This is a genomic window from Nitrobacter sp. 62-13 (assembly GCF_001896955.1).
In the GTDB taxonomy this organism is placed as follows: domain Bacteria; phylum Pseudomonadota; class Alphaproteobacteria; order Rhizobiales; family Xanthobacteraceae; genus Nitrobacter.
In genome coordinates this window covers 400-17,894 of sequence record NZ_MKRN01000189.1, presented here as the reverse complement: position 1 = coordinate 17,894, position 17,495 = coordinate 400, and the positions used below count along the sequence as shown (strand labels likewise).

Genomic DNA, 17,495 nt, shown 5'->3' with positions numbered 1-17,495 from the left:
GAAACGCGATGACTTCGGAGAGCACAGGTGCGGCCGATGGTCCCGGCGATACGGCGTCCGCCGCCGCTGCTGCGCCGCAACGCGCCGGTCTGACCGTCGATCTCGACGTCGAGATTTGCGTGGTGGGGGCAGGTCTCGCCGGTCTTACCGTGGCGCTGGAGGCGGCGCGGGCAGGCGCGAATGTCGTCGTTCTCGAAGGACGCCAGGCCGGCTGGAGCGCCTCTGGCCATCATCTCGGCACGGTGATGCCGGGCTTTGCGCTTCCGCTTTCCGATCTGATCGCGCGCGTGGGTTTTGACGACGCATGCGAACTCTGGTCGTTGTCGCGAGCGGGCGCCGACTATGTTCGGGCCCATGCCGCCGAACACGTCATTTCCGGCCTTGGACTGACCGAAGGTGTCCTGGAAGTCTCCAATGTCGACGCTGGCGACCGGCTGATCAGCCGCTTGCAAATGCTGTCCGAGGATTTCGCGACCGAGGCGGAGGGATGGCAGGTCGACCGCGTCCGCGACACCCTGCGCACCGGCCGGTATTTTCATGCGGTGCATTATCCGCGCGCTTTCCAGATCGACGGACGCAAATACGTCCATGGTCTCGCGGAGCTTGCGCGCAACGCCGGCGCGCGCATCTTCGAGGACACGCCGGTGGTGGGCATCGATCCGTTCGGGATTCGGAAGCGTATCGTGACGCCGCGAGCGCGGCTGCGGGCATCTCACGTCGTGCTTGCCGGCAACATCCATCTCGGCAAGGCGATGCAGCGGCTGTCCGATACGCTGGTGCCGGTTTGGCGTCATGCCGCCGTCACCGCGCCGCTGGGCGAGCGGCTTGCCGAGGCGGTGACGTTTCATGGCTCCGTCATCGACACCGACGGCATCGACCATTTCCGCATCGTCGGCGGCGACAGGCTGATATGGGCCAGCCCGGAAACCACCTGGGATGCCCGATCCGAGGGCCAGGCCGCGGCGATCCGCAGGCGAATCCGCACGATCTTTCCGCAACTCGGTGCGGTCGAGATCGCGACGATGTTTTCCGGCGCGATCGGGCAGACCGTGCACGGCATGCCGCAGATCGGCCGGCTGTCGCCCGGATTGTGGGTCGCGAGCGGATTCGGGCGGCAGGGACTGAACACCTCGGCGATGGCCGGCCAACTGATCGCCGGCGGCATGCTGGAAGGCGACGACCGCTGGCGGCTGTTTTCGCCGTTCGAACTGGTGTGGGCCGGCGGAACGACCGGCCGCGCCGCCGGCTACGCCATCGGCCTGGCGGAGCAGGCGCGTTCAGCCGCCGCCGGCACGCTGGCGCGCTATCGCGAACAGGCGCGCATCCGGGCGCGGGCGCGCGAGGCCAGGTTCGCCGAGGCCAACCGTCTGGCGGGAACGCGGCCGCCGCGCTCCGCCGCTCGCCGCGCGCCGCCGGACCAGGAGGGCGCCTGACCCTTCGGTCTCCGCAGGCGTAGGGTTGAGCGGATATGCATCCTTCAGCAAAATCTATCGCGACAAAGTGAGCGGAGCTCCGCAAGATCAGGGTAACCTCAGGGCAGGCTGCCGCATATCTGATCTGAACCGCGCAGCCCGCTCGACCCCGGAGATAGCCATGATCGACCGCCGTACCCTGCTCGCATCCGCCGCCGGCCTGGCAGCCCTGTTCGGCTTTCGCTGGTTGCGCGGAGAGCCTGTCCGGGCGGCCGAGACAAAAGCCGCCGAGAGGTTCGAGATCGAAAAGACCGACGCCGAATGGCGGGCGCAGCTCACGCCGCAACAGTACCGCATCCTGCGTCAGCAAGGCACCGAGCCGCCTTTCACCAGCCCGCTGCTCAAGGAGCATCGCAAGGGCATCTTCGCCTGCGCCGGCTGCGACCTTCCGCTCTATTCGTCGGAAACGAAATTCGAAAGCGGCACCGGCTGGCCGAGCTTCTGGAAGCCGCTCGACAACGCGGTCGGCGAAACCCGGGATACGACGTTCGGCATGGCCCGCACCGAGATCCACTGCCGCCGCTGCGGCGGGCATCTCGGCCATGTCTTCGACGATGGCCCGAAGCCGACGGGCCTGCGCTACTGCATGGACGGGCTGGCGCTCGTCTTCCATCCGGCATCGTCGACTACGTAGGACTTTCGCCGCTTTAGGCGACGCTCCCGTAAAATCTTGGCGTCATTCCGGAGCGGCGCGAAGTGCCGAGCCCGGAATCCATGGCCCCTGTGGCTGTTTTTGTTCGAAATGTTGATGTCAGGGGTATGGATTCCGGAAGTTGACGAGTTTTTCCTCGCTCGAAAATCCCCCATCCTCCCGGCAAGAGTTGCCTCTCTCGGGCAAGAATGCCCCGGAGCGCGGGCCGGGGTCTAATCCCAACTTACTGAAATAGCTTATCTTTCACGTTGGCACGGAGCTTGCGACGTCGTTTCCGACCGCGGCTGTGGTTCTCGCTGACCTCCGGTTGGCCGCCCGGATCGAGTTGGAGACGATGGGATGGGTATTTTCGACGCACTGAATACGTCTGTCGGCGGTCTGCAGGCGCAGTCCTTTGCGCTGCAAAACATCTCCGGCAACATCGCGAATGCCCAGACCACCGGCTACAAGGGCATCGCCACCGCCTTCTGCGATCTGATCCCCGACTCGACCACGCCGAACCGTCAGGTGGCCGGCGGCGTGACGGCCTATGCGGTCGCGACCATCAGCAGCCAGGGAACGGTGTCGGCCTCGACGATCGGCACCTACATGGCGATCACCGGCGATGGTTTCTTCAATGTCCAGTCGCCGACCGGCGTGGTTGACAATCAACCTCAGTTTTCCGGCGTGACCTACTACACGCGGCGCGGCGATTTCCAGGTCAACGCCAACGGCAATCTCGTCAACAGCGCCGGCTACTACCTGATGGGCGTGCCGGTCGATCCCAAGACCGGCAACCCTCTGGGCAATGTGCCGCAGGTGCTGCAGTTCCAGAACAACTTCATTCCCGCGCAGGCCACCACGACGCTGCAATACGCCGCCAATCTTCCGTCCGTGCCGACGACGCTGGCGAGTTCGACCGCGACCGCCGGCACCATCACCGCGGCGGGCGGATTGAATCCGTCGGACTTCACCAACGGCTTCAATCCGCTGGTGGTCGGAACGCCGGCGCCGGCCTATACCGACAGCACCACCACGGGCTCGGCGGCCAACAACCAGCAGACGCCGCCGGTCGCGATCACCAGCGCGACGCTTTTGTCCGGTACTGCGCCGAGCGACTCGCTGCCCACCGGTTTTGCGGTCGGCGACACCATCACCGTCGATGGCACCACCATCACGTTTACCGACGCCAGCACCGCGTTGCCGCCCGGCGCGCAGGACGCGACCCATGTTCGCATCGACGACACCGTCGGCGATCTTCTGGGCAAGATCGGCGCGATCACCGGTCAGGCCCCGACGATCGACGCCAGCACCGGGGCGATCACGCTGCATAGCGGCACCGCGCAGGACCTGACGGTGACGAGTTCATCGGGCGGGTGGACCTCGATGGGCTTCGGCGCGACGACCAACGTCGCGCGCGGCGGCGGCGGCACGCCCGGAGCCGGCGTGGTGATCGCCAACGACCAGACCATGTTCCAGCAGGAATCGATCAGCGGCGGCGCGGTCACGGTCTACGACGCGACCGGCACCGCGGTGAACCTGCAACTGCGCTGGGCCAAGACCGACAGCGCCTCGCTCGGCGCGGGCCATTCCGATACCTGGAACCTGTTCTATCAGGCCAATCCGAACGCCACCGGCACGCAAGCGGCGTGGGTCAACGTCGGCACCAACTTCACCTTCGGCACCAACGGCCAGCTTTCCAGCCCGGTAGGGACGTCCATCACCATTCCCAGCGTCAGCGTCGGAACCCAGTCGCTCGGCAACCTCACGCTGAATCTCGGCAGCGGCGGTCTCACCCAGTATGCCAGCAGCGGCGGCAACGCGACCGTCAATGCGATCAACCAGAACGGCTACGCCGCCGGCCAGTTGCAGTCGGTCGCCGTCAACAATGACGGCATCGTGGTCGGCACCTTCTCGAACGGGCAGAACCTCTCGCTCGCGCAGGTGTCGCTGTCGCACTTCAACGGCACCAACTACCTGAAAGCGCTCGACGGCGGGGCCTATGCCGTGACCGACGAGTCGGGACCTGCGATCGCCGGCGCGGCCGGACACATCAGCGGTTCCTCGCTCGAGGGCTCCAACACCGACATTGCCGACGAGTTCACCAAGCTGATCGTGACCCAGCAGGCTTACTCGGCGAACACCAAGGTCATCACCACGGCGAACAGCATGGTTCAGGATCTCCTGAACGTGCTGCGCTAGAGCATGATCCCCGAAAAGCGGGGTCGCTGAGCGGATTGATGCTCTTTCGAGGCGGGCAATAAGATGAGTTTGAGTTCGGCCCTCTCCATCGCGATGTCAGGCCTGCGCGCCAACCAGGCGGCGCTGTCGATCGTCTCGGGCAACGTCGCCAACGCGAACACGTCCGGTTACGTCGCCCAGACGCTGGTGCAGGACGAGATCATCACCGGCGGTACCGGCGCCGGTGTTCGTGTCATCGGCGTCAACCGCACGCTCGATACCTATGTGCAGTCGCAACTGCGCACGGAAAACGCCGGCGGCGCCTATGCCGACCAGATCGCGAACGTGCTCGGCCAGTTGCAGAATGTCTATGGAACGCCCGGCAACGACGGAACACTGGAAGCGGCCTACAATAACTTCACATCGGCGTTGCAGGCGCTGTCCGCGAGTTCGGGCAACACGGCGGCGCAATCCTCGGTGCTGAACGCCGCGCAGGCGCTGGCGCAGCAGCTCAACGCCACCACCAGCGGCATCCAGACGCTGCGCTCCAACGCCGAGCAGGATCTCTCGGTATCGGTGTCGCAGGCGAACGCGGCGATGCAACAGATCGCCGCGATCAATCAGAAGCTGCAGGGCATGAGCGCCCAGGATCCGGCCGCCGCGACGCTGATGGATCAGCGCGACAGCGCGATCGATCAGCTCTCCAGATTGATGGACGTTCGCGCCGTCACCGACGGCTCCAATCAGACGTCGGTGTTCACGACCTCGGGAATCCAGCTCGTCGGTGGTGTGCAGGCTTCGACGCTGTCATTCAACGCGCAGTCGTCGCTGACTGCGAATTCGCAATGGAACGCCGATCCGGGCAAGTCGAGCGTCGGCACCATCATGTGCCAGCTTCCGAACGGCGCCAAGATCGACATGATCGCCTCGCAAGGCATCAACTCGGGCCAGATCGCCGCCGACGTGCAGTTGCGCGACAAGACGCTGGTGCAGGCGCAGAACCAGATCGACCAGATGGCGGCGACGCTCGCCAGCGCCTTGTCCGATGTCACGACCGGCGGCACGCCTGTCGCCGGCCCTCCATCGGGTTTCGACCTTGATCTGTCGAATGTGCTGCCGGGCAACTCGTTCAACGTCACCTACACCGACTCGAGCAACGTCTCTCATACAATAACTGTCGTGCGGGTGGACGACCCCGCGGCGCTGCCGATTCCGAACACGGCCTCGAATCCGAACGACAAGGTGATCGGCGTCAATTTCTCGGGTGGGCTCGGTTCGATCCTGGCGCAATTGAATGCGCAAGTCGGCGGCCCGGCGCATCTGACATTTTCCGCGTCGGGTGCGCTGCTCCGCGTCACCGGCGACGGCTCGGGCACATCGACGGTGACCGCGGCCTCAACCACGACAACCATGCAGTCGCTGACGTCGGGCAATCCGCAACTGCCGTTCTTCACCGACCGCGCCTCGCTCTACACCGGTGCGATCACCGGCACCGCGTCGCAGATCACGGGACTGGCGGGACGAATCCAGGTCAACGCCGCGCTGCTTGCCGATCCCTCCAAGCTGACGGTCTACAATACGTCGCCCGTGACGCCCGCAGGCGACACCACGCGCTCCGATTTCCTGTTCGATCAACTGACCTCGGCCACATTCAGCTACGCGCCGAATACCGGCCTCGGGTCCGCGGCTTCGCCGTTCACCGGCACCCTGCCATCGTTCCTGCAGCAGTTCGTCAGCGTGCAGAGCAGCGCGGCGACGACGGCGAAACAGGTGGCGCAGGGGCAGGACATCGTCGTCAATACACTGCAGGAGAAGTTCAACGCCAAGGCGAGCGTGAACATCGACACCGAGATGACAAATCTGATCGCGCTGCAGAATTCCTACGCGGCGAACGCGCATGTGATGTCAGTGGTGCAGACCATGATGCAGACTCTGCTGCAGGCTCAAATGTAACGTGTAAGGGCGGTTCGCATGGCGATCAACGGCATCAGCTTCGGCAACACCATCCTCGGCAGCTCGGTCCAGAATCTCAAGGCGCAGATGGCCGATCTGCAGAACCAGCTCACGAGCGGAAAGAAGTCGACGACCTATTCGGGTATGGGCGCCAACGAAGGTTTTGCGATCGCTGCGCGCGCGCAACTGTCGAACATCGCCGCGTATACCGACACCATGACCAAGATCAACACCAATATCGGGGTCGCCAATACCGCGTTGCAGGCGCTGTCCGATATCGGCACGCAGTTGCAGAACGCGGCGAACAGCGGATCGCAGGCGCTGAACAGCGCCGGACAGACCGCTGGTCAGCAGACCGCGGTGGCCGAGTTCTCGTCGGTCGTCGGCATCCTGAATACGCAGGCCGGCGACCGCTACATCTTTTCCGGCAGCACGATCTACACCCAGCCGGTCGCTTCGTCCGACCTGATCCTGAACGGCAATGGAGCAGGGCAGGCCGGGTTGAACCAGGTCATCTCCGAGCGCAACCAGGCCGACCTTGGCGCCAGCGGCCTCGGCCGCCTTATCGTTTCCTCGCCGACCGCGACGTCGGTATCGGTCGCCGAAGATGCGTCGCCCTCGATCTACGGCATGAAGCTCAGCAACGTCACCTCGACGCTGACGGGCGCGACAGTCTCCAACACACCGGCGACGGTCAATCTCGCAACCAATCCGGCGGACGGCGACACCTTCAATTTCACCTTTTTGCAGCCGGACGGCACCAGCACGACCGTTCAATTGACGGCGACGACCACGGTGCCGGCGCCCGCGGGATCGTTCGAGATCGGCGGATCGGCCGCGGTGACCGCCACCAACCTGAATGCGGCGCTGACCGCCGCCGAAGCGAGTGCGTCTCCTTTCGGCGCGCAACTGACCGGGGTCAGTTCGAGTGCGGCAGGCGTCACGATCACGCCGGCGCAAGCCTCCATCGACCTCGCCGCCAATCCGGCCGACGGCGACACGGTGAGTTTCACCTTCAACCTGCCGGACGGCTCCAGCGAAACCGTGCAACTGACGGCCTCGAGCGCGGTGCCGACGCCGGCCGGCAGCTTCGCGATCGGTGCGACGCCGACGGCGACCGCAGCCAATCTCAATGCCGCGCTGACGAGCTCGATCGGAACGCTGGCCAAGACCTCGCTGGTGGCGGCCTCCGCCATCCGCGCGACGCATGATTTCTTCGACCAGCCGCCGCAGCGCGTCGACCTCACGCCGCCGGTGACGCTGGCCACGGCAACGGCCGCGGTGAACGGCACGGCTGCAAACACGGTGCAGTGGTACACCGGCGATGCCGGAACGGGGTCGGCACGTGCGACTTCGACGGTGCGGATCGATCCCTCGGCGACGGTGCAATACGGCATCCGCGCCAACGAGGACGCCATCCGTTCGCTGATGGAATCGGTTGCGCTTCTCGCGGCTGTGACGACATCGCCGACCGATCCGAACGGTGCGGGGCAGATCTCGGCTCTTAATTCGCGCGTGGCGCAGAATCTGACGGTCACGCCCGGCAAGCAGAGCATCCAGGACATCCAGTCCGATCTCGCCAATGCGCAGACGGTGATGCAGGATGCCACTGCGCGGCAGAAACTGACGCAGGCGACGATGCAGAACGTCGTCGATCAGGCCGAGAACGTTTCTACCGATGAGGTCGCAAGCCAGTTGCTGGCGTTGCAGACCGATCTGCAGGCCTCCTACCAGACCACCGCCTTGCTGTCCCAGCTCAGCCTGGTGAAATTCCTCTGATGGTGCGGGCAGGCCGGGCGCTGACCGGCAATGCGTGATGGCGAAGGAGCGGCAATAGCCGTTCCAAAACGGGCTGCGTTACGCTAATCATGGCGGCCTGCGATGGGCAGGAAATTCGGCTATGCTGCCGCGCGCGCTCCTTTGAGTGAAACGGCGCAGGGACACCGCCAACACCATCAGACGTACGGAAATGCTGGACGCCAGCGACCGCTGCGCGCTGCGAGGAAGACCATTTCATGCTCCGTTTCGATATTTCACGCGCGCTGGGTTGCCGCGCTGCGCCGCGGGGAAGGTTCGGCGCGCTCGGAGGCGTGCCGCGGTTGCATGCATGCAGCCGCCCGGAGTTCTCGGCATGACCCAAGCGCCATCCGACTCGCCGCGGGACGCCAGCGAGACGCTCGATCCCGACGACTGGGACGCACTGCGCGCGCAGGGGCACCGGATGCTCGACGATATGTTCGATTACATCGCCGGCGTTCGCGAGCGCCCGGTATGGCGACCGATTCCCGCAAACGTGCGCGCGCGTTTTCGCGAGGAACTGCCGCGCTCAGGCGGCGACCTCGACGAAATCTATCGGGAATTTTCCGACTCCATTGCACCGTACGCCGCCGGCAACGTTCATCCCGGCTTCATGGGATGGGTGAACGGGGGAGGCACCGCAGTCGGGATGCTTGCCGAAATGCTGGCTGCGGGGCTGAACGCCAATCTCGGCGGCCGCGATCATATTCCGATCGAGGTCGAACGCCAGATCGTTCTGTGGATGCGGCAGATGTTCGGATTTCCCGACACCGCGAGCGGCATCTTTGTCACGGGAACGTCGATGGCCAACCTGATGGGCGTTCTGGTGGCCCGCTCCGCGCGGCTCGGACCGTCTGTGCGCGAGCGGGGGCTGCCTGATCGCGGCGGCGGTCTGACCGCCTATACGTCTGTCGTAACGCACGGCTGCGTCGCGCAGGCCATGGATCTCGCCGGATTCGGCACCGACGCGCTGCGGCGGATTCCGGTCGATCGGTGTCATCGCATCGAGATCGACGCGTTGCGTGCGCAGGTCGCTGCCGATCGTGCCGCCGGTCTTGAACCGTTTCTCGTGATCGGTTCGGCCGGCACGGTCGACATCGGCGCGATCGACGATCTGGCGGCGGTGCATGCGGTGTGCCGCGAGGAGAATCTGTGGCTGCATGTCGATGGCGCATACGGCGCGCTCGGCGTGCTGTCGCCGGAGATCGCGCCGCGTCTCGCCGGTCTCGAACGCGCCGACTCGATCGCTTTCGACTTTCACAAATGGGGACAAGTACCTTACGACGCTGGCTTTCTCCTTGTTCGCGACGGCGAGCAGCACCGCAGGACCTTCGCGGCGCCTGCGGCCTATCTGCGCCGGGAGACGCGCGGGCTCGCGGCCGGCTCGCCGTGGCCCTGCGAGTACGGACCTGACATGTCGCGCGGCTTCCGTGCGCTGAAGACGTGGTTCACGTTGAAGGCCTACGGCACCGAAAAGCTTGGCGCGATGATCGCCCGCACCTGCGCGCTGGCGCGCTATCTGGAAGCGAAAATCACCGCCGAGCCGAAGCTCGAACTGCTTGCGCCGGTGCAACTGAACATCGTGTGCTTCCGCTATCGCGCCAATGACGCCGACCGGATCAACGCGGCGATCGTCGCATCACTGCACGAGTCGGGAATCGCAGCGCCGTCCACCACGATCCTCGATGGCCGGCTGGCGATCCGCGCGGCGATCGTCAACCATCGCACGGGAACGCGCGACATCGATGCTCTGGTGGCGGCGGTGCTTGAATTCGGCGCGCGCGAAACCAAAGCCCGCAAAACCGGAAGCTGAGGCGATACGCCCCGCGCTGCGCGTGGTATCAGGCTGAGCGCTTCTGCCGGACGTCGACGCGGGGCGCGGTGGCTTCGTCCATCTCCATCAGCTTTTTTTCGTAGGCGATCAGCTTCTTGACTTCCTTGAGCGCCTTGTAGAGGTCGCCGTTAAGGATGTCGTTGTTGACGCCTTCGATGATCGGCCACGCGCCTGGCATCGTCGTGATGACGTCGCGCAGCAGGCTGAAATAGGTGCCGTGGTTGATCTGCGGCTCCGGCGACAGATACATCAATTGCACCGCGAGATAGACCAGCTTGGCGGGCGTGTCCGCCGTTTCAGGCGTCAGGATGTCCTTCTCGCGAAGGATCGGAATCTTGTCGCCCTCGATCAGGAGCCGCGCACGTTGATCGGTGTTGGTGACGACGCAGGCGCCGATGATGATGCGTTCGTGCGGCTTCAGTTCGACTTTCAGCGCCATGGCGGTTTTCCTGCCGTGAAAAGGAGCGTGCCGGACGGACGGTAGCGCCGTTCGCCGCGCAAAATGTGGCGGACGGCCGAGCCGGCGCGAGCACCGCGGTACGTTCTTGCCGCGATCCTTTCCCATTGTGGTTAACGATTGGTAAATGGCGCCTGCGACCTCCGCTGCCAGATTCGTCTAAGCCACGGCCACGACGTCGCAATCCGGCCGTGCGCCCGCGCCTGGAAAGGCTCGGAAGTCCACTATCGGCTTCATGCTTTCTTAGAGTCTTCGCATCACTGTGGCGCCTCGTCCGAAGGAATAACTTCGGCGTATGCGCGTCAGTGTATTCACACCAGAAAGGTATGAAAAATGTCCGATATCGTTCTCTCCGCATCGGTCCGCCAGAATCTGCTCTCCCTCCAGTCCACCGCCGACCTGCTCTCGACCACGCAGAACCGCCTTGCCACCGGCAACAAGGTGAACACGGCGCTCGACAATCCGACCAACTTCTTCACGGCGCAGGGCCTCAACAACCGCGCCAGCGACATCAACAACCTGCTCGACTCGATCGGCAACGGCGTGCAGGTGCTGCAGGCCGCCAACACCGGCATCACCTCGATCCAGAAGCTGGTCGATACCGCCAAGTCCATCGCCAACCAGGCGCTGCAGACGCCGACGGGCTATTCCACGAAGTCCGAAGCCGCCGCCACCATCACCGGCGCAACCTCGTCGAACCTGCTCGGCGGAACGGCGACCGCGGCAGTCGCGGCCTCGACCGTGGCGGCGAGCGCTTATGCCGGCAACGAATTTGTCGGCGACGGAACCAATAACGACACCATCACGATCGACGGCCAAACCGTCACGTTCGACGGCACCACCGATGGCACGACGGCCATTGCCGATAGCACCAACCACAAATATACGGTCGCGGAAGCCGTCGCCAAGATCAACCACGACCTCGGCGCCACCAGTTCCACGGTAACGGCAGCCGTGGGCACGGGCGCCGATGCAGGCAAGATCGTGCTGACCAACTCGGCAACTGGCACGGCATCGAACTTCACCGTCGATGCGTCCAGCACCACCAGCGGCGCTGACGGCGGCTTCGGTTCGTCTGCCGTCACCACGACGAACGGCGCCGACGCCGGCACCACCGGCGGTCTGTCCGGAACGACCCTGAGCATTGCCGCGTCGTCCGACGGTGCGATCCCGGCGGCCACCATCAACTTCGGTACAGGCTCTGGCCAGGTTTCGACGCTCGACCAACTGAACACAGCGCTCGCCACCAGCAACCTGACCGCGTCGGTCGATTCGACCGGCAAGATCACGATCACCACGACCAACGACCATGCCTCGGCGACCATCGGCGCGCTCAGCGGCACGGCGACGGGTTCGGGGCTGTTCACGGCCGGTGCGGGGTCCGCCCCGGTTGCGGACGCCAATTCGCAGAACACCCGCGCAAGCCTGATTGCCCAGTACAACCAGGTGATCGATCAGATCAAGACAACGGCGCAGGATTCGTCCTTCAACGGTGTCAACCTGCTCAACGGCGACCAGCTCAAGCTGGTGTTCAACGAAACCGGCAAGTCCACCCTGACCATCCAGGGCGTGACCTTCGATCCGGCCGGCCTCGGCCTGTCATCGCTGACCAAGGGCACGGACTTCCTGGACAACAGCAACATCAACACAGTCTTGAACTCGTTGAACGATGCGTCCAGCACGCTGCGCTCGCAGGCTTCGGCCTTCGGTTCGAACCTGTCGATCGTGCAGATCCGTCAGGATTTCTCGAAGAACCTGATCAACGTGCTGCAGACCGGTTCGTCGAACCTGACGCTCGCCGACACCAACGAGGAAGCGGCGAACAGCCAGGCGCTGGCCACCCGCCAGTCGATCGCGGTGTCCGCCTTGGCGCTGGCGAACCAGTCGCAGCAGAGCGTGCTGCAGCTGCTCCGCTGATCCAGCCACATCATCAGACGGAAACGGCGGGGGAAACCCCGCCGTTTTGCGTTTCCTGATACCAAAACCTTGCCCTGAGCCGGAGTGTCAGCGATGGCAGGCAAGCCATTGATGGAGCGAGCCAGAACCGTCCCGAGACGCGATTTCGAATTCCCTGATCCGGTACCGAGCACACTGCGCCAAAGCATTCGGCTGCCTTCCGTTTCGCCGCTCGACTTCAGGTAGCGCCGTAGATGCACCAAGCGGAGGCGAAGGCTGCGAGGATCGATCGGTTAATCTCCTGTTAACCATAAATTAAAACGTCTCGTTCACCTTTCCGGCCAGGACCGGCGCTCGCCCCGGAGTCGGCGACCGTCCACGGTATGGAAGGGCCAGACATGACCGACATCGTTCTTTCGGCATCCGTTCGCCAGAATCTGCTCTCGCTGCAGTCAACCGCCGACCTGCTGGCAAGAACCCAGAACCGGCTCTCCACCGGCAAGAAGGTGAACACGGCGCTCGACAATCCGACCAATTATTTCACCGCCGCCGCCCTCGACAACCGCGCCAATGACATCAGCAGCCTGCTCGATGGCATCGGCAACGGCGTGCAGGTGCTGCAGGCGGCCAACACCGGCCTGACCTCGCTGCAGAAACTGGTCGACACCGCCAAGTCGGTCGCCAATCAGGTTCTGCAGTCCCAGGTCGGCTATTCGCAGAAATCGTCGGTCGATACTCTGCCGGTCACGGGTGCCACCGCGCTGGACCTGAGGGGCACGACGGCATTTACGAGTGCCGCAGCCACGCCCGGCACCGCCCTGAAGACCGGAACCGCCAATGCCCTCGCAACCGGCGCGACCCTCATCAGCGCGCTGACTGATGGTGCGGCCGCGACGCCGACCGGCCCGGTGGCTGGCGACAGCTTTTCCGTCAACGGCAAGACCATCACATTCGCCGCGTCCGGCGCGGCAACAACCGATCCAAGCGGCAACGTCACCATCGGCATCGATCAGACCCTGAGCGCGCTGGTAGGCGTGATCGACACTCTGCACGGCAATACGGCCGCAGCGTCGGCCGTCGACGGAAGCGGCCAGATCGCGCTCAATACCGGCATCGCTCAAGATCTGACGCTGACGGACTCCACGCCGGCCGGTGTGCTCGCGAAGCTCGGCTTGACCGCCGGGACGACGGCGCGCGGCGGCGGCGCGGGGAACCTCGACGGCAAGACGCTGACGATCGGATCGACCGGCGGCGGCGTCGCCACCAACATCACGTTCGGCGACGGCACCAACGGAACCGTCAGGACCCTTAATGACCTGAACGCGCAGCTCGCCACCAATAATCTTCAGGCCACGATCAACTCGGCGGGTGTGATCACGATCTCGACCACGAACGAAGCCGCCGCCTCGACCATCGGGGCGATCGGCGGGACCGCGGCCGGCGCAGGCTATGCCTTCAACGGTCTTGTCGCGGCGGCACCGGTTCAGGATGCCGGAGTCCAGGCGTCGCGCGCCGGTCTCGTCAATCAGTACAACAACATCATTCAGCAGATTAACACGACCGCGCAGGACTCGTCCTTTAACGGCATCAACCTGCTCAATGGCGACACGCTGAAGCTGATCTTCAACGAGACAGGAAAATCCGTCCTCACCATCAACGGCACCAACATGAATGCAGCCGGCCTCGGGTTGTCGACCCTGGCGGTGGGCACCGACTTCCTGGACAACGGTTCGGCCAACAACGTGATCGCAAGCCTCGACACGGCGTCAAGCACGCTGCGCGCGCAGGCCTCGACGCTCGGCTCGAATCTGTCAATCGTGCAGATCCGTCAGGACTTCTCGAAGAACCTGATCAACGTGCTGCAGACCGGCTCGTCGAACTTGACGCTTGCCGATACCAACGAGGAGGCTGCGAACAGCCAGGCGCTGGCTACTCGCCAGTCGATCGCGGTGTCCGCGCTGGCGCTGGCGAACCAGTCGCAGCAGAGCGTCCTGCAATTGCTCCGCTGAAGGCGGCGCGCGCGGCGTTAGCGATAGCCGCAAGAGGCCAGAGACAGCGTGGCGTCTGTTGCGCGGCGACACGATCCGCAACGTTCGCCCGCCATTTTTTAGACGCATATGAAAACGCGGGGTAACCTATTTTAAAGGCAGTGCTGCTAGAGATATGAGCGGCGCCGAAGCCCGCGCGCTCGCTGTTTTCCCCGAGGTTTTGAATGTCGAATGCTGCTCAAGCCTACGCCCGCACGGCTCATACCTCGTCTTCTCCCCGTGAAATCGAAGCTCAGGCATTGCTAAAGGCGGCGCGGCAGCTTCAGGAAATCCACGACAACTGGAACGGCCCGGACAAGAACATGCATAGCGCTCTGCTGTTCAACCGCCGTCTGTGGTCGATCTTCATGAGCGCGGCGGATAGCGACAATAACCAGCAACCGCTGGAGGTTCGCCAGAACATCGCCAATATCGGCGTCTTCGTGATGAAGCAGACGGTCGACATGCAGGTCAATCCCGATCCCGCGAAACTGAAGCCGCTGATCGACATCAACTGTAATATCGCGGCAGGTCTGTCCGGGCGGGCATAACGCCGAGCGTCAATGACGGAGCCGTGACATGGCCGACGTCTTCAGCATCCTGGCATCGAACTACACGACGGTCGGACAGAACGTCAATCTGAACACCGGAAAGTACGTCGACGTCGATCCCAAGGCGTTTGAAGGCACCTGGAGCGGCAAGTACGCCAACCAGAAGCCGTTTTCGGTGACGATCTCGAACGTCAACGGTTTCCGCGCCAAGGCCAAGTATCAGTACGGCAGCACGATCAAGTATCAGGACGTTCTGATCAAGAACAACGCGTTCCGGGTCGGCGATTCAAAATTCACGCTGACAAAAGCCGGAACCGCGCAGGTCAACACCGTCATGACCAATCCGGCGACGGGTGCGAGCACGCTCGAGACCGCGTACGTCCATCAAAATTGATCGGCGGAGGTTACGCCCGACGGTCGGTGGCCATCGACTGCTCGCGTTCGGCTTTCACCATATCGAGCGTACGGAAATAGGCGCGCCGCCGCAGCATCGCCTCGTCGGGGAATTGCTTCACGACCAGACTGGTCCGGTTGTCGACGACCTGGTAGACCATCGATGCAGCGTCCCGATCGACGATCACCTGATGGGACAGGGTATCGGTCGTGGCGTGTGGTTCGTTGCGGACGCGCGCGCTCACGTCGGCCGCCGTGACGCTCTGGCTCGGCGGAAGTTGAGTCGCTACCGCGTCGACAGTGGCGCTGGGCGCCGGCTGAACGGCTGGCGCTGCGACCGGTGCACCGACCGGCTTGATGCTAAAATCCGTACCCATGGTCGCCTCCTCCGGGCTACCTTCGAGTCAAATCCCAACCCCCTTTTGATCGCAAGTCTAGCGTCCGTCTCTCAACGTTGGGTTAGAGAACGTGTTCAATGGTCTGCTGATGTGAACGCAGCAATTTGAATCAAATTGGATTTGGAGAGCGAGAGCAGCGCACCGAAGGCGCTCGACTGCGAAGCCGCATCAGCGTCCGTCTGGCATTGCATCGTTTATGATGGAAACGTCTCTGTCGTCGTCATTGCCCGGACATAGCCGCAGGACGAAGAACTGCGTCGCTTACGCTCGCTTGTCCTTTATCTCTCCCTCGCGTCCGAGGAGGGCGGGATGGGGCGAGGGCCATGTGCGGATCAAGTCCGCGCATGGCGGATCATTGAGTCCATCAAAGCAGAAAGACTCTACAGCGAGCGGCTGACGGCGATCGGGCTTGTGTGCTGGCGCGGCGGCGCGCTGCGCGCTCCGCTCGCCGTGTAGGTTTGCGGCATGGAGCGGCGCTGCGCCTCGGCGCTGACGCCGCGTACAATGCCTTCGGAGACTGCGTGCGCAGTCGCAAGCACCGTCAGGTTCACCTGCAGTATGGCGCGGAACATGTCGTGGTGGCGTTGCAGGGCGGCGAGCAACTCCGGCGTCGACTGCATCATGTAGGCCTGGCTGCCCTTGAATTGGCTGATCGCGCCGGCGTAACGGCGAGACAACTCACTCTTCTGTTTCTCGAGCGCCATGCCCTCGCGAATCTTGCCGGCGCGCACCAGTTCGGTTTCGCGCTCGATAACGGCGAGCAGCGCATTCATGGTGTCGAGCATGCCGTCGGCGAGTCTGCGGGCGTCGGCCGGCGTCGCGACGGGCGGCGGAACCGGGGACGCTTGCGACTCCTGGGATCTCGGCTTCATGCGGCCTCCTTCGGCGCCGGCTTGGCTTCGCTGGCCTGTTGCATGATGAGTGCGCGGAACACCGCGTCGGATACGCCGACGCCGCCGGCCTTGGCGAATGATTTGGAGTACTGCTCGGTCAGCATCGAGCGCCACACCCCGGTGCCTGGCGTGTCGCCGAACGGACCTTCGCCCTTCAGACCGGAGGTCATCTGCGAGAACATCGAATTGAGGAACATCGCTTCGAAATCCTGCGACGTCGTCGTGGCCTTTTGAATGGCTTGCGGAGAAACCTTCTCCAGCGCCTGCTGGAGTTGCGGGTCGGGGCGGCCGTTCAGCATGGGCATCATCGCCTTGCGCGGGATGCTGCGATAGGCGCTCGCGATCAGGCTGCTGTCGATTTGAAGTTGCATCACATCACCTCGATATCGGCTTCGATCGCGCCGGCCGCCTTGATCGCCTGCAGAATGCCGATCAGGTCGCGCGGCCCGATGCCGAGGCCATTGAGGCCATCGACCAGTTCCTGGAGGGAAACCCCGTTCTTGACCAGCGCGAGTTTCTTGCCGTCCTCGCTGACGCCGACGGCGCTACGCGGCGTCACCACCGTGCGTCCGCGCGACAGCGGATTGGGCTGGCTGACTTGCGGACTTTCGGAGATTGACACCGTGAGGTTGCCTTGCGCCACCGCGACGGTGGCGACGCGAACATCGCGCCCCATCACGATGATGCCGGAGCGCTCGTCGATGATGATTTTTGCCGCGATGTCGGGTTCGACCTGCAACTGTTCGATCTCCGTCAAAAGCGCAACGACGTTGCCCTTGAACTCCGACGGGATGGAAAGTTGCACGGTGGAGGGATCGATCGGCTCGGCGGTCTTCGTGCCCAGGAAATCGTTCACCGCTGCGGCGATGCGCTTGGCGGTGGTGAAGTCGGCATTGCGTAGCGCCAGCCGGACGTTCGGCATTCTGTTCAGCGCGAACTCGATCTCGCGTTCGACGATGGCGCCGTTGGCGATGCGGCCATTGGTCGGCACTCCCTTGGTGACGCTGGCGGC

15 protein-coding genes are annotated in these 17,495 nt (G+C 64.0%); 10 read left to right on the top strand and 5 right to left on the bottom strand.

The window, feature by feature from the left end:
• The first annotated feature begins 8 nt into the window (after nucleotides 1-8).
• The 6 genes from BGN91_RS14175 to BGN91_RS14150 all read left to right on the top strand — a co-directional run bounded on the left by BGN91_RS14175 (nucleotide 9) and on the right by BGN91_RS14150 (nucleotide 9,847).
• Nucleotides 9-1,433 carry an FAD-binding oxidoreductase gene (locus tag BGN91_RS14175; RefSeq protein WP_292614182.1) on the top strand — a complete coding sequence of 475 codons (1,425 nt, stop codon included), beginning with the start codon at nucleotides 9-11 and terminating at the stop codon, nucleotides 1,431-1,433.
• A 160-nt stretch (nucleotides 1,434-1,593) separates the two neighbouring features.
• Nucleotides 1,594-2,106 carry a peptide-methionine (R)-S-oxide reductase MsrB gene (gene msrB, locus BGN91_RS14170; RefSeq protein WP_292614180.1) on the top strand — a complete coding sequence of 171 codons (513 nt, stop codon included), beginning with the start codon at nucleotides 1,594-1,596 and terminating at the stop codon, nucleotides 2,104-2,106.
• A gap of 357 nt (nucleotides 2,107-2,463) precedes the next feature.
• Entirely contained in the window at nucleotides 2,464-4,305 is a 1,842-nt protein-coding gene (locus tag BGN91_RS14165; RefSeq protein ID WP_292614177.1) for a flagellar hook-basal body complex protein, read from the top strand.
• 63 nt (nucleotides 4,306-4,368) lie between these two features.
• Complete coding sequence (gene flgK / locus BGN91_RS14160) at nucleotides 4,369-6,237, top strand: flagellar hook-associated protein FlgK (protein WP_292614176.1); 1,869 nt, start codon at nucleotides 4,369-4,371, stop codon at nucleotides 6,235-6,237.
• 18 nt (nucleotides 6,238-6,255) lie between these two features.
• Entirely contained in the window at nucleotides 6,256-8,016 is a 1,761-nt protein-coding gene (locus tag BGN91_RS14155) for a flagellar biosynthesis protein FlgL (RefSeq protein ID WP_292614175.1), read from the top strand.
• A gap of 352 nt (nucleotides 8,017-8,368) precedes the next feature.
• Entirely contained in the window at nucleotides 8,369-9,847 is a 1,479-nt protein-coding gene (locus BGN91_RS14150) for an aspartate aminotransferase family protein (RefSeq protein ID WP_292614173.1), read from the top strand.
• Between the two features lie 28 nt (nucleotides 9,848-9,875).
• Here BGN91_RS14150 and flbT read toward each other — a convergent pair whose 3' ends face one another.
• On the bottom strand, nucleotides 9,876-10,307 hold the full coding sequence (gene flbT / locus BGN91_RS14145; protein ID WP_292614171.1) for a flagellar biosynthesis repressor FlbT: 432 nt from the start codon (nucleotides 10,305-10,307) through the stop codon (nucleotides 9,876-9,878).
• Nucleotides 10,308-10,658: 351 nt separating this feature from the next.
• Here flbT and BGN91_RS14140 point away from each other — a divergent pair, with 351 nt between their 5' ends.
• From BGN91_RS14140 to BGN91_RS14125, 4 genes are all read left to right on the top strand, one after another.
• Nucleotides 10,659-12,242, top strand: coding sequence for a flagellin (locus BGN91_RS14140; protein WP_292614168.1), 1,584 nt, complete (start codon nucleotides 10,659-10,661; stop codon nucleotides 12,240-12,242).
• A 377-nt stretch (nucleotides 12,243-12,619) separates the two neighbouring features.
• Complete coding sequence (locus tag BGN91_RS14135; RefSeq protein WP_292614166.1) at nucleotides 12,620-14,230, top strand: flagellin; 1,611 nt, start codon at nucleotides 12,620-12,622, stop codon at nucleotides 14,228-14,230.
• 203 nt (nucleotides 14,231-14,433) lie between these two features.
• Nucleotides 14,434-14,799, top strand: coding sequence for a flagellar biosynthesis regulator FlaF (flaF, locus tag BGN91_RS14130; protein WP_292614163.1), 366 nt, complete (start codon nucleotides 14,434-14,436; stop codon nucleotides 14,797-14,799).
• A 28-nt stretch (nucleotides 14,800-14,827) separates the two neighbouring features.
• On the top strand, nucleotides 14,828-15,193 hold the full coding sequence (locus BGN91_RS14125; protein ID WP_292614161.1) for a hypothetical protein: 366 nt from the start codon (nucleotides 14,828-14,830) through the stop codon (nucleotides 15,191-15,193).
• Between the two features lie 10 nt (nucleotides 15,194-15,203).
• On the opposite strand, the gene BGN91_RS14120 is transcribed toward BGN91_RS14125, so the two are convergent.
• The 4 genes from BGN91_RS14120 to BGN91_RS14105 form a co-directional block, all read right to left on the bottom strand.
• Nucleotides 15,204-15,569: a hypothetical protein gene (locus BGN91_RS14120; RefSeq protein WP_292614159.1), complete on the bottom strand. Its 366-nt coding sequence runs from the start codon at nucleotides 15,567-15,569 to the stop codon at nucleotides 15,204-15,206.
• A 401-nt stretch (nucleotides 15,570-15,970) separates the two neighbouring features.
• On the bottom strand, nucleotides 15,971-16,462 hold the full coding sequence (locus BGN91_RS14115; protein ID WP_292614158.1) for a hypothetical protein: 492 nt from the start codon (nucleotides 16,460-16,462) through the stop codon (nucleotides 15,971-15,973).
• Nucleotides 16,459-16,854 (bottom strand): flagellar assembly peptidoglycan hydrolase FlgJ, encoded by a 396-nt coding sequence (gene flgJ / locus BGN91_RS14110; protein ID WP_292614156.1) that lies wholly within the window; start codon nucleotides 16,852-16,854, stop codon nucleotides 16,459-16,461. The genes BGN91_RS14115 and flgJ overlap by 4 nt, the downstream gene beginning before the upstream one ends.
• Nucleotides 16,854-17,495: flagellar basal body P-ring protein FlgI (locus tag BGN91_RS14105; RefSeq protein ID WP_292614155.1), on the bottom strand; the 642-nt coding region annotated here is incomplete at its 5' end. The genes BGN91_RS14105 and flgJ, both read right to left, overlap by 1 nt.

What these genes read in the sequence shown, in the direction of transcription:
- BGN91_RS14175 (WP_292614182.1), top strand. Translation starts at nt 9, where the DNA reads ATGACTTCGGAGAGCACAGGTGCGGCCGATGGTCCCGGCGATACGGCG.
- msrB (WP_292614180.1), top strand. Translation starts at nt 1,594, where the DNA reads ATGATCGACCGCCGTACCCTGCTCGCATCCGCCGCCGGCCTGGCAGCC.
- BGN91_RS14165 (WP_292614177.1), top strand. Translation starts at nt 2,464, where the DNA reads ATGGGTATTTTCGACGCACTGAATACGTCTGTCGGCGGTCTGCAGGCG.
- flgK (WP_292614176.1), top strand. Translation starts at nt 4,369, where the DNA reads ATGAGTTTGAGTTCGGCCCTCTCCATCGCGATGTCAGGCCTGCGCGCC.
- BGN91_RS14155 (WP_292614175.1), top strand. Translation starts at nt 6,256, where the DNA reads ATGGCGATCAACGGCATCAGCTTCGGCAACACCATCCTCGGCAGCTCG.
- BGN91_RS14150 (WP_292614173.1), top strand. Translation starts at nt 8,369, where the DNA reads ATGACCCAAGCGCCATCCGACTCGCCGCGGGACGCCAGCGAGACGCTC.
- flbT (WP_292614171.1), bottom strand. Translation starts at nt 10,307, where the DNA reads ATGGCGCTGAAAGTCGAACTGAAGCCGCACGAACGCATCATCATCGGC.
- BGN91_RS14140 (WP_292614168.1), top strand. Translation starts at nt 10,659, where the DNA reads ATGTCCGATATCGTTCTCTCCGCATCGGTCCGCCAGAATCTGCTCTCC.
- BGN91_RS14135 (WP_292614166.1), top strand. Translation starts at nt 12,620, where the DNA reads ATGACCGACATCGTTCTTTCGGCATCCGTTCGCCAGAATCTGCTCTCG.
- flaF (WP_292614163.1), top strand. Translation starts at nt 14,434, where the DNA reads ATGTCGAATGCTGCTCAAGCCTACGCCCGCACGGCTCATACCTCGTCT.
- BGN91_RS14125 (WP_292614161.1), top strand. Translation starts at nt 14,828, where the DNA reads ATGGCCGACGTCTTCAGCATCCTGGCATCGAACTACACGACGGTCGGA.
- BGN91_RS14120 (WP_292614159.1), bottom strand. Translation starts at nt 15,569, where the DNA reads ATGGGTACGGATTTTAGCATCAAGCCGGTCGGTGCACCGGTCGCAGCG.
- BGN91_RS14115 (WP_292614158.1), bottom strand. Translation starts at nt 16,462, where the DNA reads ATGAAGCCGAGATCCCAGGAGTCGCAAGCGTCCCCGGTTCCGCCGCCC.
- flgJ (WP_292614156.1), bottom strand. Translation starts at nt 16,854, where the DNA reads ATGCAACTTCAAATCGACAGCAGCCTGATCGCGAGCGCCTATCGCAGC.